Raw genomic sequence first — 17,008 nt, forward strand, 5'->3', positions numbered from 1 at the left:
TGCGACGCCGAGGTCACAGCACCTTGGACAGGAACGCCTTCGTGCGCTCGTGCTGCGGGTTGGCCAGCACCTCGCGCGGATGACCCGCCTCGACGACCAGCCCGTCGTCCATGAACACCAACGAGTCGCCCACCTCGCGGGCGAAGCCCATTTCGTGGGTGACCACGATCATCGTCATGCCGTCCTCGGCCAGCCCGCGCATGACCTCCAACACCTCGCCGACCAGTTCGGGGTCGAGCGCCGAGGTGGGCTCGTCGAAGAGCATCAGCTTGGGGTCCATCGCCAGTGCCCGGGCGATGGCCACCCGCTGCTGCTGCCCGCCGGAGAGCTGCGAGGGATAGGCGTCGGCCTTGTCGGCCAGGCCCACCCGGGCCAGCAACTCGTGCGCGCGAGCCCGGGCTTCGGGCTTGCTTATGCCCTTGACCTGGGTGGGCGCCTCCATGATGTTGCCCGCGGCGGTCATGTGCGGGAACAGGTTGAAGCGCTGGAAGACCATGCCGATGTCGCGCCGCTTGAGCGCGACTTCGCTGTCCTTGAGCTCGTAGAGCTTGCCGTCCTTCTCCCGGTAGCCGACGAGGTGGCCGTCCACCCACAACCGCCCGGCGTTGACCTTCTCCAGGTGGTTGATGCAGCGCAGGAAGGTGGACTTGCCGGAGCCGGAGGGGCCGACGATGCACATGACCTCGCCGACGCCGACCTCCAGGTCGATGCCTTTGAGCACTTCGAGCGGGCCGAACGACTTGCAGACGCCCTGGGCCAGGACCATCGACCGACCGGGCTCGGCCGGGCGGGGGGCGGGCTTGTCGAGGTTGGTCGTCATCGGGTCGTGACCCCCGGGCGCCGGGTGATGAACACATTGGCCATGATCCGCTGGAGCGGAGTAGGCGGCAAGGCTCGACTGGATCCACGAGCGAAGTAGCGCTCGAGGTAGTACTGGCCGATGCTGAACACGGTGGTCAGCAGCAGATACCAGAAACAGGCGGCGAAGAGCAGTTCCATCACCGCGAGGTTGTTCGTGTATACGTCCTTCGCCTTCTGCAGCACTTCGGGATAGACCACCGCGCTGGCAAGTGAGGACGTCTTGAGCATGTTGATGAACTCGTTGCCGGTCGGCGGCACGATCACCCGCATCGCCTGCGGCAGCACGATGCGGCGCAGGGTGCGGCCCTTGGACATGCCGAGCGCGTGCGCCGCCTCGGTCTGGCCCTCGTCCACCGACTGGATGCCGGAGCGCACGATCTCCGCCATGTAGGCGCCCTCGTTGATGCCGAGGCCGAGCAGCGCCGCCCTGAACGGGGTGATCAGGTCGTTGGTGTTCTCGCCGAGCATGGTCGGGAAGATCAGCGCGAGGTTGCCCCAGATGAGCAACTGCACCAGGACCGGCGTGCCGCGGAAGAACCAGATGTAGACCGAGGCGACGGTCGAGGTGACCGGGTTGCCGGACAGCCGCATGATCGCCGCCAGCACACCGAGGACGAGTCCGACCGCCATGGCCGCCAGGCTGATCAACAGGGTGTTGCCGGCGCCCTTCATGATCTGGTCGTCGAACAGGTAGTCGCCGGTCACGTCCCAGTGGATCTTGGCGTTCGCGAACGCCGCGATCAACAGCCCGACCAGGGCGAGGACCACGACGGCGGCGACCCAGCGGCCGTAGTGCGGTACGGGGATGGCCTTGATGGGTTCCCGCTTGACCGGCTGTTCGTCGGCAGGGGGTGTTGCGGGCGTGGTCACGGTCGGGTGACCTCCTCTTGGAGCACGAGTACGGACGCGGTCGATACGGACGCGGTCGGGCGGGCACGGATCGGGTCCGGCCCGGCCGTCGGGCGACGGACGCGGGCCGGACCCCGGGATCAGGAGGTGGCGCCGTTGATCGTGACGTCGGTGACCGCCCCGGCCTCGACCTTCCAGTTGGCCAGGATCTTGGCGTACTCGCCGTTCTTGATCAGCGCCTCCAGCGCCGACTTCAGGGCCTGCTGGAGCTGCGTGTTGTCCTTGCCGACGCCGATGCCGTACAGGCCGGCCTCGATCTGGTCGCCGGTGACCTCGAAGTCCTTGCCGTCGCCGGAGGTCTGCGCGTTGTACGCGGCGACGGGGAAGTCGTTGAGGTCGGCCGCGGCGGCGCCGCTCTTGAGCTTCAGCAGGGCCTCGCCGTCGTGCTCGTACTTCTGGATGGTGATCGCGCCCTTGCCCGAGTCCTGACACTTCTTGGACTGGGCGGCGGCGACGTCCTCGTTGGTGGTCGCCTGCTGGAGCGCGACGGTCTTCCCGCACAGGTCGTCGAGCGAGGTGATCTTCTGCGGGTTGCCCTTCTGCACCAGGATCGAGGTGCCCGCGCGGAAGTAGTCGACGAACGACAGGCCCTGGCCCTGGCGCTCCTTCTTGTCCGTCATCGCGGACATCACGATGTCGAAGCGCTTGGACGTGATGCCGGTGATCAGCGAGTCGAACTGCGAGTTCTTGTAGTCGTACTTGACGCCCAGCTGCTTGGCGAGCGCCGCGGCCAGCTCGGGGTCGACGCCGACCGCCTTGCCGTCCTTCATGAACTCGATGGGCGCGTAGGCGACCTCGGAGCCGATCGTGATCTTGCCGGACTTCTGGACGTCGGGCGGCAGCATCTTGAAGAACGGGGCGTTCTCGTCCTTCTTGCCGAGCGCGCTGTCGCCGCCGTCGTCGCCACAGGCGGTCAACAGCATGGATCCCGCGATCAGGGTCGCGGCGGACGCGATCAGACGGCGGTGGGTGAAGCGACCGCTCATGTGCGGGTTCCTCCAGTGTGAGGGGACAGAGGTGCCGGCACGGCACGAGCTGGCTCGGGGCGACCGATCTGCGGGTGGTTTGGACTGATCCTGGATCGAGCTATGGGCATGAATGATTTCCTGCATGCTCTGAGCGGGACAATGGGACAGATTGTTAAATACGAAGATCCAATTTGACAGACCGTCAAGCAGTGATCGCTCTATTTCATCCCATCAGCCCTTTTTCAGGGCATACCGAAACAGCTCTGGCGGGGACGGGTCTACGCGCATTGGCGTGATGATCGTCCGACGACACGTGAACCGGCCCGTGCGATCCCGGTACCCCGGCGGAGCAGCAGCGCAACGTCGATCGCGGCGACCGCCACGGAGGTCGCGAAGGGGATCCGGGGCCGCCGGCCGCCGAGCAGGGCGCCGGCCGCGGCGAGCGCGCCCGCGCCGAGCAGGGCGAGTCGGCCCGCGCGATCCGGCCGGCCGTACGCGAGCAGCGCGGTGGCGGCGAGGAGCGGCAGCGGGGTGAGCGCCCGGATCCCGGTCGGGCCGAGCCGGTGCGGCAGGCCGCGCACCCCCGCCGCCCGATCGTCGGCCAGGTCCGGCAGCGCGTCCGCCAGATGCGCCCCGCAGCCGAGCAGCGCGGCGGCGGTGACGATCCACCAGGTGGGCCCGGGCCGACCCGGCAGCCCGAACGCGACGAACGCCGGCAGGCTGCCGAATCCGATCGCGTAGGGCACCCACGACCCGGCGGTGCCCTTGACCCCGAGGTCGTACGCCCAGGCCGCCCCCACCCCGACCAGATGCGCGGTGCCGGCCGCGGGACCGGACGCGTAGGACAGCGGAACGCACACCACGAGCGCACGGCGGGCGGCGCGCGCCACCCGATCGGCCCCGACCAGGCCGCCCGCCACCGGCTTGCCGCCGCGCCCCGCCGCCCGGTCCCGCTCGGCATCCACCGCGTCGTTGCACCAGCCGACCGACAACTGCCCGGCGAGCACGGCCGCGCCGACCAGTACGCAGCCGCGCGCGTCCCGGCCGGCGGCGCGGGCGAGCCCGGTGGTCAGCGCGGTGACGGCGACGGTGGGACCCGGGTGGCAGGCGAGCAGGAGGCCGACGACGGGGGCCCGTTCGGGGTAATCGGGGGTGCCCGCGGGTCGGCGGGCGCGGAGGCGGGAGAAGGGGCGGGCGAAAGGGTGCGGGGCGGGGCGGCTCGGCGCTGCGGTGTCACTCACGTGGGTGTCCTTCGGGCGAGTCGGAGGGCGGGCCGAGGCGAGTCGGCGGGTGCGTCGAGTACGGGTAGGCAGGTGGGCGGAGGCGGGTGGGCGGGTCGGTCGGCGGGGGGACGGGGCGGGGTACGAGCGCATGCGGGCGGCAACTACGGGCAAACGACGTGGGTTCCGTGTTCCCGCTGGGCACTGTCCCAGCGTTCCCTACCTCTCCCGCCCTCCGATACCTGCCTTCTCACCCGCTATTCCAGTCCCGCCCCCTAATCCAGCAGGGGAATCGCCATGACCCGCATCGCCGCCGTCCGTGGTGCACTGCCGCCGCACCGATACCCGCAGGCCGAGATCACCGACACGTTCGCGGCGCTGTGCCTGCCGACCGGCGCCGATCGGCGCGTACTCGACCGGGTGCACGCCAGTGCCCGGGTGGACACCCGCCATCTGGCGCTGCCGCTCGACCACTACGCCAAGTTGGCGGACTTCGGCGCGGCCAATGACGTCTGGCTGGAGGTCGCGGTCGACCTCGCCGCCGAGGCGACCGAGTCCGCGCTCGGCGCCGCCGGGTTCGGCGCGCGGGACGTGGACCTGATCCTGTTCACCACCGTGACCGGCCTGGCGGTGCCCTCCGTCGACGCGCGTCTGATCGGCCGGCTCGGGCTGCGTGAGGACGTCAAGCGGCTGCCGGTGTTCGGCCTGGGCTGCGTCGCGGGCGCGGCCGGGATCGCCCGGTTGCACGACTACCTGCGCGACCGGCCCGACCAGGTCGCGGTGTTGGTCTCGGTCGAGTTGTGCTCGCTCACCCTTCAGCGCGACGACGCGTCGATGGCCAACGTGGTGGCGAGCGCGCTGTTCGGCGACGGCGCGGCGGCGGTGGTGGTCTGCGGGGACGACCGACGCGGGGCGGGAGCCGAGCCGGGACGCGGCCACCGCGACGAGCCCGGGCGCGGCCCCAGGGTGATCGCCGCCCGCAGTCGGATGTATCCCGATTCGGAGCGGGTGATGGGCTGGGACGTGGGCGGCTCGGGCTTTCGGATCGTGCTCGGCGCCGACGTACCGGAGATGGCGCGCACCCATCTCGGCGGCGATGTCCGGGACTTCCTCGCCGACCACGGTCTGACCACGACCGACGTCACCGCGTGGGTGTGCCACCCCGGCGGCCCCCGGGTGCTGGAGGCGGTCGCCGAGACGCTGGACCTGCCCGCCGGCACCCTCGACGCGACCTGGCGGTCCCTGGCCGCGACCGGGAACCTGTCCTCGACATCGGTGCTGCACGTGTTGCGCGACACGATCGCCGCCCGGCCGGAACCCGGCACTCCCGGTCTGATGATCGCGATGGGGCCGGGCTTTTGCTCCGAACTCGTCCTGGTGGAGTGGTAGGTCGCGATGTATTGGTATTTCGCCCTGGTCGGCCTGGTCGCCCTCGAACGGCTCGCGGAACTCGGAGTCGCCCGGCGCAATCTGGCCTGGAGCCTGGCCCGGGGCGGCGTGGTCAGCGGGCGGGGACACTATCCGCCGATGGTCGTGCTGCATGTCGGTCTGCTGGCCGCGTGCGTACTCGAAGTCGGCCTGGCGGACCGGCCGTTCGTACCCGCGCTCGGGTGGACCATGGTCGTGCTCACGGTGGCCGCGCAGGCGTTGCGCTGGTGGTGCATCACCGCACTCGGGCCGCATTGGAACACCCAGGTCGTGGTCGTGCCCGGGGTGCCGCTGATCAGGCGCGGGCCATATCGGCTGTCCTGGCTGCGCCACCCCAACTACGTCGCGGTGGCGGTCGAGGGCGCGGCGCTGCCGCTGGTGCACGGCGCCTGGATCACCGCGCTCGGCTTCACCGGCCTCAACGCCGCGCTGATGGTGGTGCGGATCCGCTGCGAGTCGGCCGCGTTGTCGGCGGCGACCGCGTGATCGACCTGCTCGTCGCGGGAGGCGGGCCGGCGGGGCTGGCCACCGCGATCCACGGCGCGCTCGCGGGGCTGCGCGTGGTGGTGGTCGAACCGCGCCCGACGCCGGTGGACAAGGCGTGCGGTGAAGGGCTGATGCCGGCCGGGGTGGCCGCGCTCGCCGAGCTCGGAGTGACACCCGCCGGGCGGCCGTTGGCCGGAATCCGGTACGTGGACACCCGGCACGCGGTGGAGGCGCGGTTCCGGGCCGGGCCGGGGCTCGGCGTGCGCCGGACCACGCTGCACGCGGCGCTGTACGAACGGGCTCTGGCCGTCGGCGTGGAGCACCGGACCGGCCGCGTCGCCGAGGTCCGCCAGGACGCGCACACGGTGACCGCGGCCGGGCTGACCGCGCGCTGGCTCGCGGCGGCCGACGGGTTGCACTCGCCCGTGCGGGCCGCGCTCGGCCCGGCGCCGCGCGATCGGCGGGACCGGCGGTACGGGCTGCGCCGGCACTACCCGGTCGCGCCGTGGACCGAGTTCGTCGAGGTGCACTGGTCGCCGCGCGGCGAGGCGTACGTGACCCCGGTCGGCCCGGATCTGGTGGGCGTCGCCATGCTCGGCCCGCGCGGTCGCACCTACGCCGATCACCTCGCCGCGTTCCCGGCCCTGCGCGAACGGCTGGCGGGCGCGGCGGGCGGCGAGGTACGCGGCGCGGGACCGCTGCGACAGCGGGTGCGCAGCCGCGTCGCGGGCCGGGTGCTGCTCGTGGGCGACGCGGCCGGCTACACCGACGCGCTCACCGGCGAGGGCGTCGCCCTGGCCCTGGCCTCGGCCCGCGCCCTGGTCGCCGCCGTGCTGGCGGGCCGCCCCGAGCGCTACGAGACCGACTGGCGCCGCCTCTCCCGCCGCCACCGCGTACTCACCGAAGCCCTCCTCACCGCCCGCGCCCACCCCCGAACCGCCCGCCTGATCGTCCCCGCCGCCCACCGCCTCCCCACCGCCTTCACCACAATCGTGAACGCACTCGCCTGACCACCCACCCACACGTCCGGCAGGCCGAAACCACGAGGTGTCGCCGCCCGGGGGCCGGGCCCGGCGGAGCGCAGGCGGGTGGTTTGCGGGGAGCCGCCCGCCGAACGGGGGGCACGGGGGAGGCGGACGGAGCGGGCTGCCGTTCTCCCGCCCCGGGTTCGGCGTCGTTCGGGGACGTCGTTATCCCGTTGCCGCCGTCAGGGCTCGGCACAGGGCCGTCACGGCTGCCGGGTACGCGTGGTCCGGGGGCGTGGCGTAGCCGACCACCAGGCCGTCGCGGACGGGGGAGTCGGTGTCGGGGTGGCGGAAGACGGACAGGCCGTCCAGGGCCAGGCCTTCGCGTTCGGCGGCGGCGACCGTGGCCGGCTCGCTGCCCGGAGGCAGCCGCAACACCGCGTGCAGGCCGGCGGCGATCCCCGTCGCGCTCACGTGCGGCGCGTGTTCGGCCAGCGCCGCGACCAGGTGGTCCCGGCGGGCCCGATAGCGCTGCCGCATCCGGCGGATGTGCCGGTCGTAGTGGCCCCCCTCGATGAAGTCCGCGAGGGTGAGCTGATCGGTGACCCCGGCCCACGCCTCGCGCTGCCCCTTCACCGCGAGCACGTCCTCGACCAGATGCCCGGGCAACACCATCCAGCCGAGCCGGATCGCGGGGGACAGGCTCTTGCTCACCGAACCGACGTAGATCACCCGATCCGGATCCATGCCCTGGACCGCGCCCACCGGCCGCCGGTCGTAGCGGAACTCCCCGTCGTAGTCGTCCTCCACCACGATCCCGCCGCCCGCCCGCGCCCAGTCGAGCGCGGCGACCCGACGCTCGGGCGGCAGCGGCCCGCCGGTGGGGAACTGGTGGGCCGGCGTGAGCACCGCCACCCGTGCCCCCGTCAGCGCGGTCGACCCGGCCGTGTCGGCGCCGTGCTCGTCGATCGCCAGCGGCACCGTGCGCACCGACGCCGCCGCCAGGATGGAGCGATGGAAGGCCAGCCCGTACGCCTCCACCGCGGCCGGCCCCCGCAACACCCCGCCGAACAACAGCCGCAACGCATGCGCGAACCCGGAGCAGACCACGATCCGGTCCGGATGTGTACGCACTCCCCGCACCCGCGCGAGGTAGTCCGCCAGTGCGGCCCGCAACTCCGGGCGCCCCCGCGGATCCCCGGGCCCGAACGCCTCGCTCGGCGCCGCGTTCAACGCCCGCCGCGCCGACGCCACCCACGCCGTGCGCGGGAAGGACGCCGCGTCGGGCTGCCCCTGGCGCAGGTTGTACGTCGGCCCCGCCGGATTTCCGGCGACCGGCCGCACCCTGGCCCGCCGGCGCGGCGCGGCCAACGGCTCGGCCCGCCGGGCCACCCGCGTCCCGGACCCCTGCCGCGCGGTCAACCAGCCCTCGGCGACCAGTTCCGCGTACGCGTCGGCGACGGTGTTGCGCGCGATGCCCAGATCCGCCGCGAGCGAACGATACGGCGGCAACGGCGTGTCCGGCGCCAGGCGTCCGCTGCGGATCGCCTCGCGGATCGCCCGGATCAACCCGGCCCGCCGCCCGCCCGCCCCGGACACCTCCAGATGCAGGTCCCGCCCGATCCACCGGGCCGGATCGTCCGCGATCGGCGTGCTCATGGCCTCATCGTATGCGTCGTACGAACGACGCCTGCGCGACCCGGCCCCCGCGACCCGCCCCGCTACGGCTTGCGGGCGACGGCGCCGAGGACCAGGCGCTGGGTCACCGTGAGGGCGGCCTCGTCGACGGGCTCCTCCGGGCGCCACAGGTCGACGTACACCAGCCCCGGATCGGCCGGCTCCAGGCCGTCGAGGTAGGCGGCGATCTCCGCGCGCTCGCGGAACCGGCCGCTCTTGTGCGAGCCCTGCATGACCCGCTCCATCTGCTCCGACTCCGGACCGCTGCGCAGGAAGTGGGTCAGGAACAGCCAACTCCCGGACGGCAGCGCGTCGAGGTAGGCGCGCAGCAGGCCGGCCGGGTCCTCGTCGTCGTTGATGTGGTGGATGACGCCCAGCAACATCAGCGCGACCGGCCGGTCGAAGTCGATCAGGCGCAACACCTCGGGGTTCTTCAGGATCGACCCGGGCTCGCGCAGGTCGGCCGTGATCACGGTGGTCCGCTCGTTCTCGGCCAGCAGCGCACGCCCGTGCGCGAGCACGATGGGGTCGTTGTCGACGTAGACCACGGTGCTGTCCGCCGCCACCGCCTGGGCGACCTGATGGGTGTTCTGCGCGGTCGGCAGCCCGGACCCGATGTCGAGGAACTGCCGGACACCCTGCTCGACCAGGAAGCGCACGCCCCGGTGCAGGATGCGCCGATGCGCGCCGGCGTCGCGCGCGAGGTCGGGCGCCACCGCGATCAGCTTTCGGGCCACCTCGCGGTCGGCGGCGTAGTTGTCCTTGCCGCCGATCAGGAAGTCGTAGACGCGGGCGACGCTGGGCACGGTGACGTCGATGCCGGCCGGCGCGGGCGCGCCCTCCGGGTCGGTCGACCACAGTCGGGATTCCGCGTTCTCGGTCATGATCTCAACACCTCGTGGTCGCCGGAGGGGCCGAACGGCTCACCGCCGATGGTAGGCGGCGACCGGTGCGCTCCTGCGGTCGACTCCCTTGTCGCACGTGGCAGTTCGCGATCAGCGGAGGGGACGAGTCGGCCGATGTCCGCACTTTGTGGGCTCGGCCCGGCGTCGAGGGGGTGTGCCGGCGCGGGGGATTGCGCCGGGTACGGACGGAGGGCGCCGCCGTGGCGGTCCGTCCGTACCCGGGGTCCTGCCTCTAGTCCAGGTAGTCGCGCAGCACCTGGGAGCGGGACGGGTGGCGCAGCTTGGACATCGTCTTCGACTCGATCTGCCGGATGCGCTCGCGCGTCACGCCGTAGACCTTGCCGATCTCGTCGAGCGTCTTGGGCTGACCGTCGGTGAGCCCGAAGCGCATCGAGATCACCCCGGCCTCGCGCTCGGCGAGGGTGTCCAGGACCGAGTGCAGTTGCTCCTGGAGCAGGGTGAAGCTGACCGCGTCGGCCGGCCGGATCGCCTCGGTGTCCTCGATCAGGTCGCCGAATTCGCTGTCGCCCTCCTCGCCGAGGGGGGTGTGCAGCGAGATCGGCTCGCGACCGTACTTCTGGACCTCGACGACCTTCTCGGGGGTCATGTCGAGTTCCTTGGCCAGTTCCTCCGGGGTGGGCTCGCGGCCCAGGTCCTGGAGCATCTGGCGCTGCACGCGGGCGAGCTTGTTGATCACCTCGACCATGTGGACCGGGATGCGGATGGTCCGCGCCTGGTCGGCCATGGCCCGGGTGATCGCCTGCCGGATCCACCACGTGGCGTAGGTGGAGAACTTGAAGCCCTTCGTGTAGTCGAACTTCTCGACCGCGCGAATGAGACCGACGTTGCCCTCCTGGATCAGGTCCAGGAAGAGCATGCCGCGGCCGGTGTAGCGCTTGGCCAGCGAGACCACCAGGCGGAGGTTGGCCTCCAAAAGGTGGTTCTTGGCCCGCTTGCCGTCCTCGGCGACGAGTTCGAGCTCGTGCCGGAACTGCGGGGTCAGGCCGGGCTCGGTGTCCAGCTTCTCCAGCGCGAACAGGCCGGCCTCGATGCGCTTGGCGATCGACACCTCCTGCTCGGCGTTGAGCAGCGAGACCTTGCCGATCAGCCGCAGGTAGTCCTTGACCGGGTCCGCGGTGGCACCCGGCGTGGTGACCTGCTGCTGCGGGGCGTCGTCCTCGTCGGTGGTGAGAACGAAACCGCTGGGCCCGACCTCGGGGGCCACGGCGTCGCCGGGCTCGTCGAACAGGTCCTCTTCGACCAACGCCTCGTCGCCGTCCTTGGGGACACTCGGCTCGACGGGGGTCGTCTCGGTGGTGGTGGTGGCGGCGGACGTCGTCTTCTTGGCCGCGGTCTTCTTCTTGGCTGCGGCCTTCTTCGGCTTCGGAGCAGATTCCACGACGGACTCTCCCGATTCCGTTGCCGCGGGCGTGACTTGCGCGGGCAAGGTCTCTGTGTTCTTGACACGGGTTGAGCGCGTGGATAGCGTCTTCTTGACAGATCGCCGAGATGTGGCTACGTCTCTCCGCTGGGTCTCTTTGACCGGGTTGACGGTCAACGTCACACCCGCCTCGTCAAGAACCTCGTTGAGGCTACGGAGGATGCTCTTCCACTGCGTCGCAGGGATGGCATCCGTTTCGAAGGCTCGGCGTATGTCCTCGCCGGTAATCGATCCTTCGGCACGGCCGCGCTCGATGAGCGCCACCAGAGATTCCGATTCGGCGATTCTGTTGGGAAGCGTGCTGGACGAGCTCGGGGTCACAAATAACCTCTCGGTTCACGCGGGCATGCTGCGGCGCCGCAACTACACCGAATCGATGACGGATCCGCGGGACCGGACCCGTCGGCGCTGCCGGCGCCACTCAAGGCATCGCTCCGATCGGTACAAGTGTTACGCCTCCACGAGGGTGACCTGGGTCACGTCGGTCCGCAGCGGCTTCGAGCGGTTGGTCCCCCAGTGTGCGGGACGGTCCGGTGATCCGCGCGATCGTGCCGATCGGCCCGGGTTTTCCGGGCCGGGCGCGGTCGCGCGCGACCTTCGGGCCGGGGATCGACGGCGGCCGGGTGCCGGTGGGACGAGATGGATGTTCGGGAGGCTTGGGGTCGAAGGGACAGGACAGGGACCGGTCGTCGGCGTCGGGGTCGCTCGGACGATCCCGAACCTGTCTTGAGAATGCCCGCCCTCGGGCGCGTTACGCCCGCGAAGTCGGGGGCCATCGCCGGGCGTCGGGCTCCGGCGGGCGTCGGGGCGGGGGTCGGGACGGGGGTCGGGAGCGACGGAAAGCGGCGGGCGGCTTTTCGGGCGCGACGGTGCGGCGGTATTGCGGGCGTGGTGCGGGCCGGCGGGAATCGTGGGTCGCCGGGGTCGATATTCATCGGCTGTTCGAGCGGTTGCGGTTGTGTGCGATGTTCTCGACGGCGGGACGGATATCCGGTGAGCCGCGGTGATGGAAGAGTGAATTCGGGCGAGGAGTTTCCCCGGCCGATACCGAGCGTCGTGCATTCGGATGCGATGTGTGAGCGCGGGAAAATCGCGGGTGGCGTCGGAAATGTGGTCGGGTGATTGCGGGCCGGATTCTTTTGCCTTCTTCGGCGGCTCGGGCGGGACATCCGGCGGGGGCCGTCGGGGAATTCGATCACGGGCACGCGGGTGGGCCCGTCCGCGGGATGTCGGACGGGCCCGGTTGGCGGGTGGTCGCGGGTCAGGGCGTCCAGGCGCCGGTGGGGGCGGCCGAGCGCACGAACTCGGTGAAGTCGCGGGCCGGGCGGCCGAGCGCGCGCGGGACGCCGTCGGAGATCGCGGCCTCCAGGCCGCGGTGGATGCTGCCCAGGGCGGAGGTCCACATGGCCACCTCGACCTCGGGCACACCCTGGGCGATCAGGGCGGCGGCGTACTCGTCCGGGTCGGCGGCCACGTAGTCGGCCCGCCGGCCGCCGGCGGCGGCGATCTCGGCCAACGCGGCGTCGAAGGTCAGCGCCCGGGGGCCGGACAGTTCGTAGGTCTCGCCGTCGTGGCCGGGGTCGAGCAGGGCGGCGGCGGCCACGGCGCCGATGTCCTCGGTGTCGACGAAGGACACCGCCGCGGCGCCGGTCGGCAGGACCAGTTCGCCGGCGCGGATGCCGTCGCGGAACAGGCCCTCGCTGAAGTTCTGCGCGAACCACCCCGGGCGCAGGATGGTCCACGCCGGGCCGGCGCCGCGCACGGCCGCCTCGAGGTCGAGTCGGGCCCGGGTGGCCGGATCGTCCGCGGCGAAGTAGCCGGGGGTGTCGACGCCCCGCGCGGAGAGCAGGACGATGCGCTCGACGCCGGCGGCGACCGCTCGGCGGACGAAGGCGGGACCGGCCTCGGCGCCGTCCAGCGGGACCAGGTAGACGGCTCGGACGCCGTCCAGGACCCGGTCCCAGGTGCTCTCGTCGGACCATTCGAAGGGGATCTCGGTGGATCGGGAGGCGATCCGGATGTCCGCGTCCCGGGCGCGGAGGGCGGCGGCCACGCGGCTGCCGGTCTTGCCGGTGCCGCCCAGGACGAGGATCGGGTGCCGCGATGCGGGTCGGGTCGTGGTTGTCATGCGTCCAGCCTGCTCGGCGCGCCGCCGGGCGACCATGGGCGAGAAGCCGGGGGGCATGTGTGTGCGTCCGGGACCTCGGCCGCGCGGTTTGTCGGCGGGGGATGTGGTGCCGCGCGGCGGGTGGTGTGGTGCTACGCGGCGCGGTGGTGGGCGGTGCGGTGGGCCGAGGGGCTCAGGCCGCGGACACGTTTGAAGGCGGTGCTGAACGCGAACGCGTCCGCGTAGCCGACGCGGCGGGCCACTGCGGCGACCGTGGCGTCGGGTTCGGTGAGCAGTTCGGCGGCCAGGGCCATCCGCCACTCGGTCAGGTACGTGAGCGGCGGTTGGCCGACCCGGGCGGTGAATCGTTCGGCGAGCGCGGTGCGGGACACGCCGGCCTCGGCGGCCAGGGCGGCGATGGTCCAGGGACGGGCCGGGGCGTCGTGTACGGCGCGCAGGGCGGCGCCCACGATCGGATCGGCCAGGGCCAGGTACCACTCCGGGGCATGGGCCTCGGGGAGGTCGAACCAGGCCCGCAGCGTGCAGGCGAGCAACCAGTCGAGCAGGCGGTCCAGCACGACCTGTTGACCCGGCCGGTCGGCGGCGACCTCGGCGGACAGGAAGTCCAGGAGTCGGTGGTCGCCGTCGGGATCCGGCACCACCAGCAGGTCGGGCAGCGCGGTGGGCAGCCGGCGGCCGATGTCGGTGTGCGCGCGGTAGGCGCCGGAGATCAGCTCGGTCGGCGCGTCGGTCGAGGGGTCCACGGACGGGTCGGCGGACGGGTCGGCGACGAAGGTCAACGGGGCCGGGCCGCGGATTACCGCCGTGTCGCCCGGGAGCAGCGCGTGCGACGGGCCGCTCTCGGGCACGATGCGGCCGCCGCCGCGCACGAGGGTGCAGATGGTCAGCGGCGTGCGGGAATCGAGGCGGACGGACCCCGCCGGGGACAGGATCCGCCGGTCGAACAGGGCCTCGTCGGCCCTGATCCCGCGCAGCAGGTCGGCCAGTCCATCCATGGGGGGAGCCTAGCCGGCCCGGCGGGTGGCAAGCGGGGGCGGGCGGTGGACACGGTGGGGATCGGCATCGACATTTGCCGTGAATCGGGATGAATCCGGCTTGGGCGGGGTGCGCGACGTTGCTCATTCGTGCGTGAAACTGCTATCAAATGAATAGTTTCAAGCATGTGAGTGCAGCAGTGCGCAGCACTGCGCATCGTCCGAGCACCCCGGGAGCGCCATGACGGCCGTCAGTCACACCTCCGCCGAGATCGCCACCCAGCCCGCGTTGTGGGCCCGCGCCGCCGCGCTCGCGGGGGAGTGCGCGGGGTTGCCGAAGGGCGGCGAGCGGGTCGCGGTCGTCGGTTGCGGGACGTCGTGGTTCATCGCGCAGGCGTACGCGGTGTTGCGCGAGCGGGCCGGGCTCGGGATCACCGACGCCTTCGCGGCCTCGGAGTTCCCCGGCGTACGGGACTACGACCGGGTGGTGGCGCTGAGCCGCTCCGGCACCACGACCGAGGTGTTGCGGCTGCTCGCGGAGGTGCGCGGCAAGGTCGCCACGACCGCGATCACCGGCGCGCCCGGCACGCCGATCACGACCGCGGCGGACGAGATCGTGATGCTCGACTTCGCCGACGAGCGCTCGGTCGTGCAGACCCGGTTCGCCACCACGGCGCTCGCGTTGTTCCGTGCGCATCTGGGCGAGGACCTGACCGCGGCGGTGCGGGACGCGGAGACCGCCGTCGCCTGGGAGCCGGAGGCGGCGTTCGTGGCCGCCGAGCAGTTCACCTTCCTCGGCTCGTCGTGGTCGGCGGGGTTGGCGGCCGAGGCCGCGCTGAAGATGCGCGAGGCGGCGGGGGCGTGGACCGAGAGCTACCCGGTGATGGAGTACCGGCACGGGCCGATCAGCATCGCCGCGCCCCACCGGGTCACCTGGGTCTTCGGTCCGGTGCCGGAGGGGCTGGCCGAGCAGGTCGCGGTGACCGGCGGCACCTTCGTGGCCGGCGCGCTCGACCCGATGGCCGAGTTGATCCGGGTACAAAAGCTCGCGGTCGCGATCGCGGAGAGCCGCGGGCTGAACCCGGACGAGCCGAGGCACCTCACCCGGTCCGTGGTGCTGGACGCGTCGTGACGGACAGCGGGCGCCGGTCGGCGGGGTGGGCGTCGTGATCGTCACGGTGACGCCGAATCCGGCCTGGGATGTCACCTACCACCTGGAACGACTGGCTCGGCACGGGGCGAACCGGCCGGCGTCGGTCGGCGGGCGGGCCGGCGGCAAGGGGATCAATGTCACGCGGGTACTGCGCTTGCTCGGGGTCGCGGTCGCGGCGGTGGCGCCGCTGGGCGGGCCGACGGGCGAGCGGATACGGGCCGATCTGGCCGCGGCGGACATCGCGTTGACCTCGGTGCCGGTGGTGGGCGAGACGCGGTGCACCACGACGATCGTGGAGACCGCCTCGGGCGGCGCGACGTCGTTGAACGAACTCGGCCCCTCGCGGACCGCCGAGGAGTGGGCGCGGGTGGTCGCCGCCACGGCCGAACTGCTGCCCGCCGCGTCGGTGTTGGTGCTCTCCGGGAGTCTGCCGCCGGGGGTGCCGGAGGGCGGCTACGCGGAACTGGTCGCCCGGGCGCGGGCGGCGGGCGTGCCGGTGTTGCTGGACGCCTCGGGGCCGGCGCTGCTCGCGGGGGTCGCGGCCGGGCCGGATGTGGTCAAGCCGAACGCGGACGAGCTGCTCGCGGCGACCGGGGAGAGCGATCCGCTGCGCGCGGTAGCCCGGTTGGCGGCGCGCACGGGGGCCGGCGGCGCGGTCGTCGCGTCGTTCGGTCCGGGCGGGATGTTGGCCGCCTCCGACGCCGGGTGGTGGCGGGCGGTGCCGCCGGAGTCGGTGCACGGCAACGCCACCGGCGCCGGGGACGCGGCGGTCGCGGCGCTGGCCCGGGGGCTGGCCGAGGGCCTGCCGTGGCCGGAGCGGTTGCGCGACGCGGTGGCCCTGTCGGCGGCGGCGGTGGCCGCGCCGCTGGCCGGGGACGTGGACGGCGACCTGTACCGGGCCTGGCGGCCCCGGGTGCGGGTGGAAGCGGTGGCGCCGCCGCCGCCGTAGGGCGCGGGCGGCGCGGTGGTGATGGTGTTGGTGCCGGGCGGGATCGTTCCAAGGAGTTGTGCGATGGGCTTGACCTCGACGGGGATACTGACCGACGCGGCGCGGGCGGACGGGGTGGGGGTGGCCGCGTTCAACGTGATCACCCTCGAACACGCCGAGGCGGTGGTGACGGCCGCCGAGCAGGCGGGGCTGCCGGTGGTGGTGGCGATCAGCGAGAACGCGGTGAAGTTCCGGGGCGGGCGGCTGGGACCGCTCGCGGCGGCGTGCCGGGTGCTGGCGGAGGAGGCCGAGGTGCCGGTGGCACTGCACCTGGACCACGTCGAGTCGGTCGAACTGCTGGCGGCGGCCGAGGGTACGGGGATCGGTTCGGTGATGTTCGACGCCTCGCGGCTCGGCTACGCGGAGAACGTGGCGGCGACGGCCGACGCGGTGGCCTGGGCGCATGCTCGCGGCATCACCCTGGAGGCCGAACTCGGCGAGGTGGGCGGCAAGCCGGGCCATCCCGCGCTGGACGCACACGCGCCCGGGGCGCGCACGGATCCGGCCGAGGCGGCGGCATACGTGCGGGCGACCGGGGTGGACGCGTTGGCCGTCGCGGTCGGCAGCAGCCACGCGATGCTCGATCGCACCGCCACGCTCGACCACGACCTGATCGCCCGGCTGCGCGAGGCGGTCCGCGTCCCGCTGGTGCTGCACGGCTCTTCGGGCGTGCCGGACGACGAACTGCGGGCGGCGGTGTCGGCCGGGATGACCAAGATCAACGTCGGTACGGCGCTGAACATCGCCTACACCGGCACGCTGCGCGAGCGCCTGGCGGCCACCCCCGGCAAGGCCGACCCGCGACCGGCGCTGTCCGCTTCGCGGGCGGCGATGGTCAACGCGGTCGCAGCCCTGCTGAGGGTGATCACCGCGAAGCGCTGAACCGGGCGGGTGGGGCCCGCGAG

At 72.6% G+C, this 17,008-nt stretch carries 15 protein-coding genes; 6 read left to right on the forward strand and 9 right to left on the reverse strand.

Features of this window, described 5'->3' with window-relative positions; translation table 11 throughout:
• Positions 1–13: 13 nt before the first annotated feature.
• The 4 genes from B4N89_RS25685 to B4N89_RS25700 form a co-directional block, all read right to left on the reverse strand.
• Positions 14–820, reverse strand: a complete 807-nt coding sequence (locus tag B4N89_RS25685) for an amino acid ABC transporter ATP-binding protein (RefSeq protein ID WP_078978168.1) — start codon at positions 818–820, stop codon at positions 14–16.
• Positions 817–1,731, reverse strand: coding sequence for an amino acid ABC transporter permease (locus tag B4N89_RS25690; protein ID WP_078978169.1), 915 nt, complete (start codon positions 1,729–1,731; stop codon positions 817–819). The genes B4N89_RS25685 and B4N89_RS25690 overlap by 4 nt, the downstream gene beginning before the upstream one ends.
• Before the next feature lie 119 nt (positions 1,732–1,850).
• A complete protein-coding gene (locus B4N89_RS25695) occupies positions 1,851–2,756 on the reverse strand; it encodes an ABC transporter substrate-binding protein (protein WP_235618783.1) in 906 nt (301 codons plus the stop codon).
• A gap of 260 nt (positions 2,757–3,016) precedes the next feature.
• Entirely contained in the window at positions 3,017–3,979 is a 963-nt protein-coding gene (locus tag B4N89_RS25700) for a UbiA family prenyltransferase (protein WP_078978170.1), read from the reverse strand.
• Positions 3,980–4,255: 276 nt separating this feature from the next.
• On the opposite strand from B4N89_RS25700, the gene B4N89_RS25705 reads away from it, so the two are divergent.
• Genes B4N89_RS25705 through B4N89_RS25715 form a run of 3 tightly spaced genes read left to right on the forward strand, consistent with a single transcriptional unit; the run spans position 4,256 to position 6,882 of the window.
• Positions 4,256–5,347: a type III polyketide synthase gene (locus tag B4N89_RS25705; protein WP_078978171.1), complete on the forward strand. Its 1,092-nt coding sequence runs from the start codon at positions 4,256–4,258 to the stop codon at positions 5,345–5,347.
• 6 nt (positions 5,348–5,353) lie between these two features.
• On the forward strand, positions 5,354–5,872 hold the full coding sequence (locus B4N89_RS25710; RefSeq protein WP_078978172.1) for an isoprenylcysteine carboxyl methyltransferase family protein: 519 nt from the start codon (positions 5,354–5,356) through the stop codon (positions 5,870–5,872).
• Positions 5,869–6,882, forward strand: a complete 1,014-nt coding sequence (locus B4N89_RS25715; RefSeq protein ID WP_078978173.1) for an NAD(P)/FAD-dependent oxidoreductase — start codon at positions 5,869–5,871, stop codon at positions 6,880–6,882. Before B4N89_RS25710 ends, B4N89_RS25715 begins: the two co-directional genes overlap by 4 nt.
• Positions 6,883–7,062: 180 nt before the next feature.
• Here B4N89_RS25715 and B4N89_RS25720 read toward each other — a convergent pair whose 3' ends face one another.
• The 5 genes from B4N89_RS25720 to B4N89_RS25740 form a co-directional block, all read right to left on the reverse strand.
• Positions 7,063–8,496 (reverse strand): PLP-dependent aminotransferase family protein, encoded by a 1,434-nt coding sequence (locus B4N89_RS25720; protein ID WP_078978174.1) that lies wholly within the window; start codon positions 8,494–8,496, stop codon positions 7,063–7,065.
• Between the two features lie 62 nt (positions 8,497–8,558).
• Positions 8,559–9,398 (reverse strand): SAM-dependent methyltransferase, encoded by an 840-nt coding sequence (locus tag B4N89_RS25725; RefSeq protein ID WP_078978175.1) that lies wholly within the window; start codon positions 9,396–9,398, stop codon positions 8,559–8,561.
• 253 nt (positions 9,399–9,651) lie between these two features.
• Positions 9,652–11,181 carry an RNA polymerase sigma factor gene (locus B4N89_RS25730; RefSeq protein ID WP_078978176.1) on the reverse strand — a complete coding sequence of 510 codons (1,530 nt, stop codon included), beginning with the start codon at positions 11,179–11,181 and terminating at the stop codon, positions 9,652–9,654.
• A gap of 940 nt (positions 11,182–12,121) precedes the next feature.
• The gene (locus B4N89_RS25735) at positions 12,122–12,988 is read right to left on the reverse strand and encodes an NAD(P)H-binding protein (protein WP_078978177.1); all 867 of its coding nucleotides are present in this window, start codon (positions 12,986–12,988) and stop codon (positions 12,122–12,124) included.
• Between the two features lie 131 nt (positions 12,989–13,119).
• Complete coding sequence (locus tag B4N89_RS25740) at positions 13,120–13,983, reverse strand: AraC family transcriptional regulator (RefSeq protein WP_078978178.1); 864 nt, start codon at positions 13,981–13,983, stop codon at positions 13,120–13,122.
• A gap of 220 nt (positions 13,984–14,203) precedes the next feature.
• On the opposite strand from B4N89_RS25740, the gene B4N89_RS25745 reads away from it, so the two are divergent.
• From B4N89_RS25745 to B4N89_RS25755, 3 genes are all read left to right on the forward strand, one after another.
• Positions 14,204–15,094, forward strand: a complete 891-nt coding sequence (locus B4N89_RS25745) for an SIS domain-containing protein (protein WP_078978179.1) — start codon at positions 14,204–14,206, stop codon at positions 15,092–15,094.
• Positions 15,095–15,128: 34 nt separating this feature from the next.
• Entirely contained in the window at positions 15,129–16,064 is a 936-nt protein-coding gene (locus B4N89_RS25750; protein WP_078979628.1) for a 1-phosphofructokinase family hexose kinase, read from the forward strand.
• 63 nt (positions 16,065–16,127) lie between these two features.
• A complete protein-coding gene (locus B4N89_RS25755) occupies positions 16,128–16,985 on the forward strand; it encodes a class II fructose-bisphosphate aldolase (RefSeq protein ID WP_078978180.1) in 858 nt (285 codons plus the stop codon).
• Positions 16,986–17,008 lie beyond the last annotated feature (23 nt).

It is taken from the genome of Embleya scabrispora, assembly GCF_002024165.1.
Lineage (GTDB): Bacteria > Actinomycetota > Actinomycetes > Streptomycetales > Streptomycetaceae > Embleya > Embleya scabrispora_A.

Excerpts from the sequence above, each read along its gene's own strand:
- B4N89_RS25685 (WP_078978168.1), bottom strand. The coding sequence starts at position 820 with ATGACGACCAACCTCGACAAGCCCGCCCCCCGCCCGGCCGAGCCCGGT.
- B4N89_RS25695 (WP_235618783.1), bottom strand. The coding sequence starts at position 2,756 with ATGAGCGGTCGCTTCACCCACCGCCGTCTGATCGCGTCCGCCGCGACC.
- B4N89_RS25705 (WP_078978171.1), top strand. The coding sequence starts at position 4,256 with ATGACCCGCATCGCCGCCGTCCGTGGTGCACTGCCGCCGCACCGATAC.
- B4N89_RS25710 (WP_078978172.1), top strand. The coding sequence starts at position 5,354 with ATGTATTGGTATTTCGCCCTGGTCGGCCTGGTCGCCCTCGAACGGCTC.
- B4N89_RS25720 (WP_078978174.1), bottom strand. The coding sequence starts at position 8,496 with ATGAGCACGCCGATCGCGGACGATCCGGCCCGGTGGATCGGGCGGGAC.
- B4N89_RS25725 (WP_078978175.1), bottom strand. The coding sequence starts at position 9,398 with ATGACCGAGAACGCGGAATCCCGACTGTGGTCGACCGACCCGGAGGGC.
- B4N89_RS25735 (WP_078978177.1), bottom strand. The coding sequence starts at position 12,988 with ATGACAACCACGACCCGACCCGCATCGCGGCACCCGATCCTCGTCCTG.
- B4N89_RS25740 (WP_078978178.1), bottom strand. The coding sequence starts at position 13,983 with ATGGATGGACTGGCCGACCTGCTGCGCGGGATCAGGGCCGACGAGGCC.
- B4N89_RS25745 (WP_078978179.1), top strand. The coding sequence starts at position 14,204 with ATGACGGCCGTCAGTCACACCTCCGCCGAGATCGCCACCCAGCCCGCG.
- B4N89_RS25755 (WP_078978180.1), top strand. The coding sequence starts at position 16,128 with ATGGGCTTGACCTCGACGGGGATACTGACCGACGCGGCGCGGGCGGAC.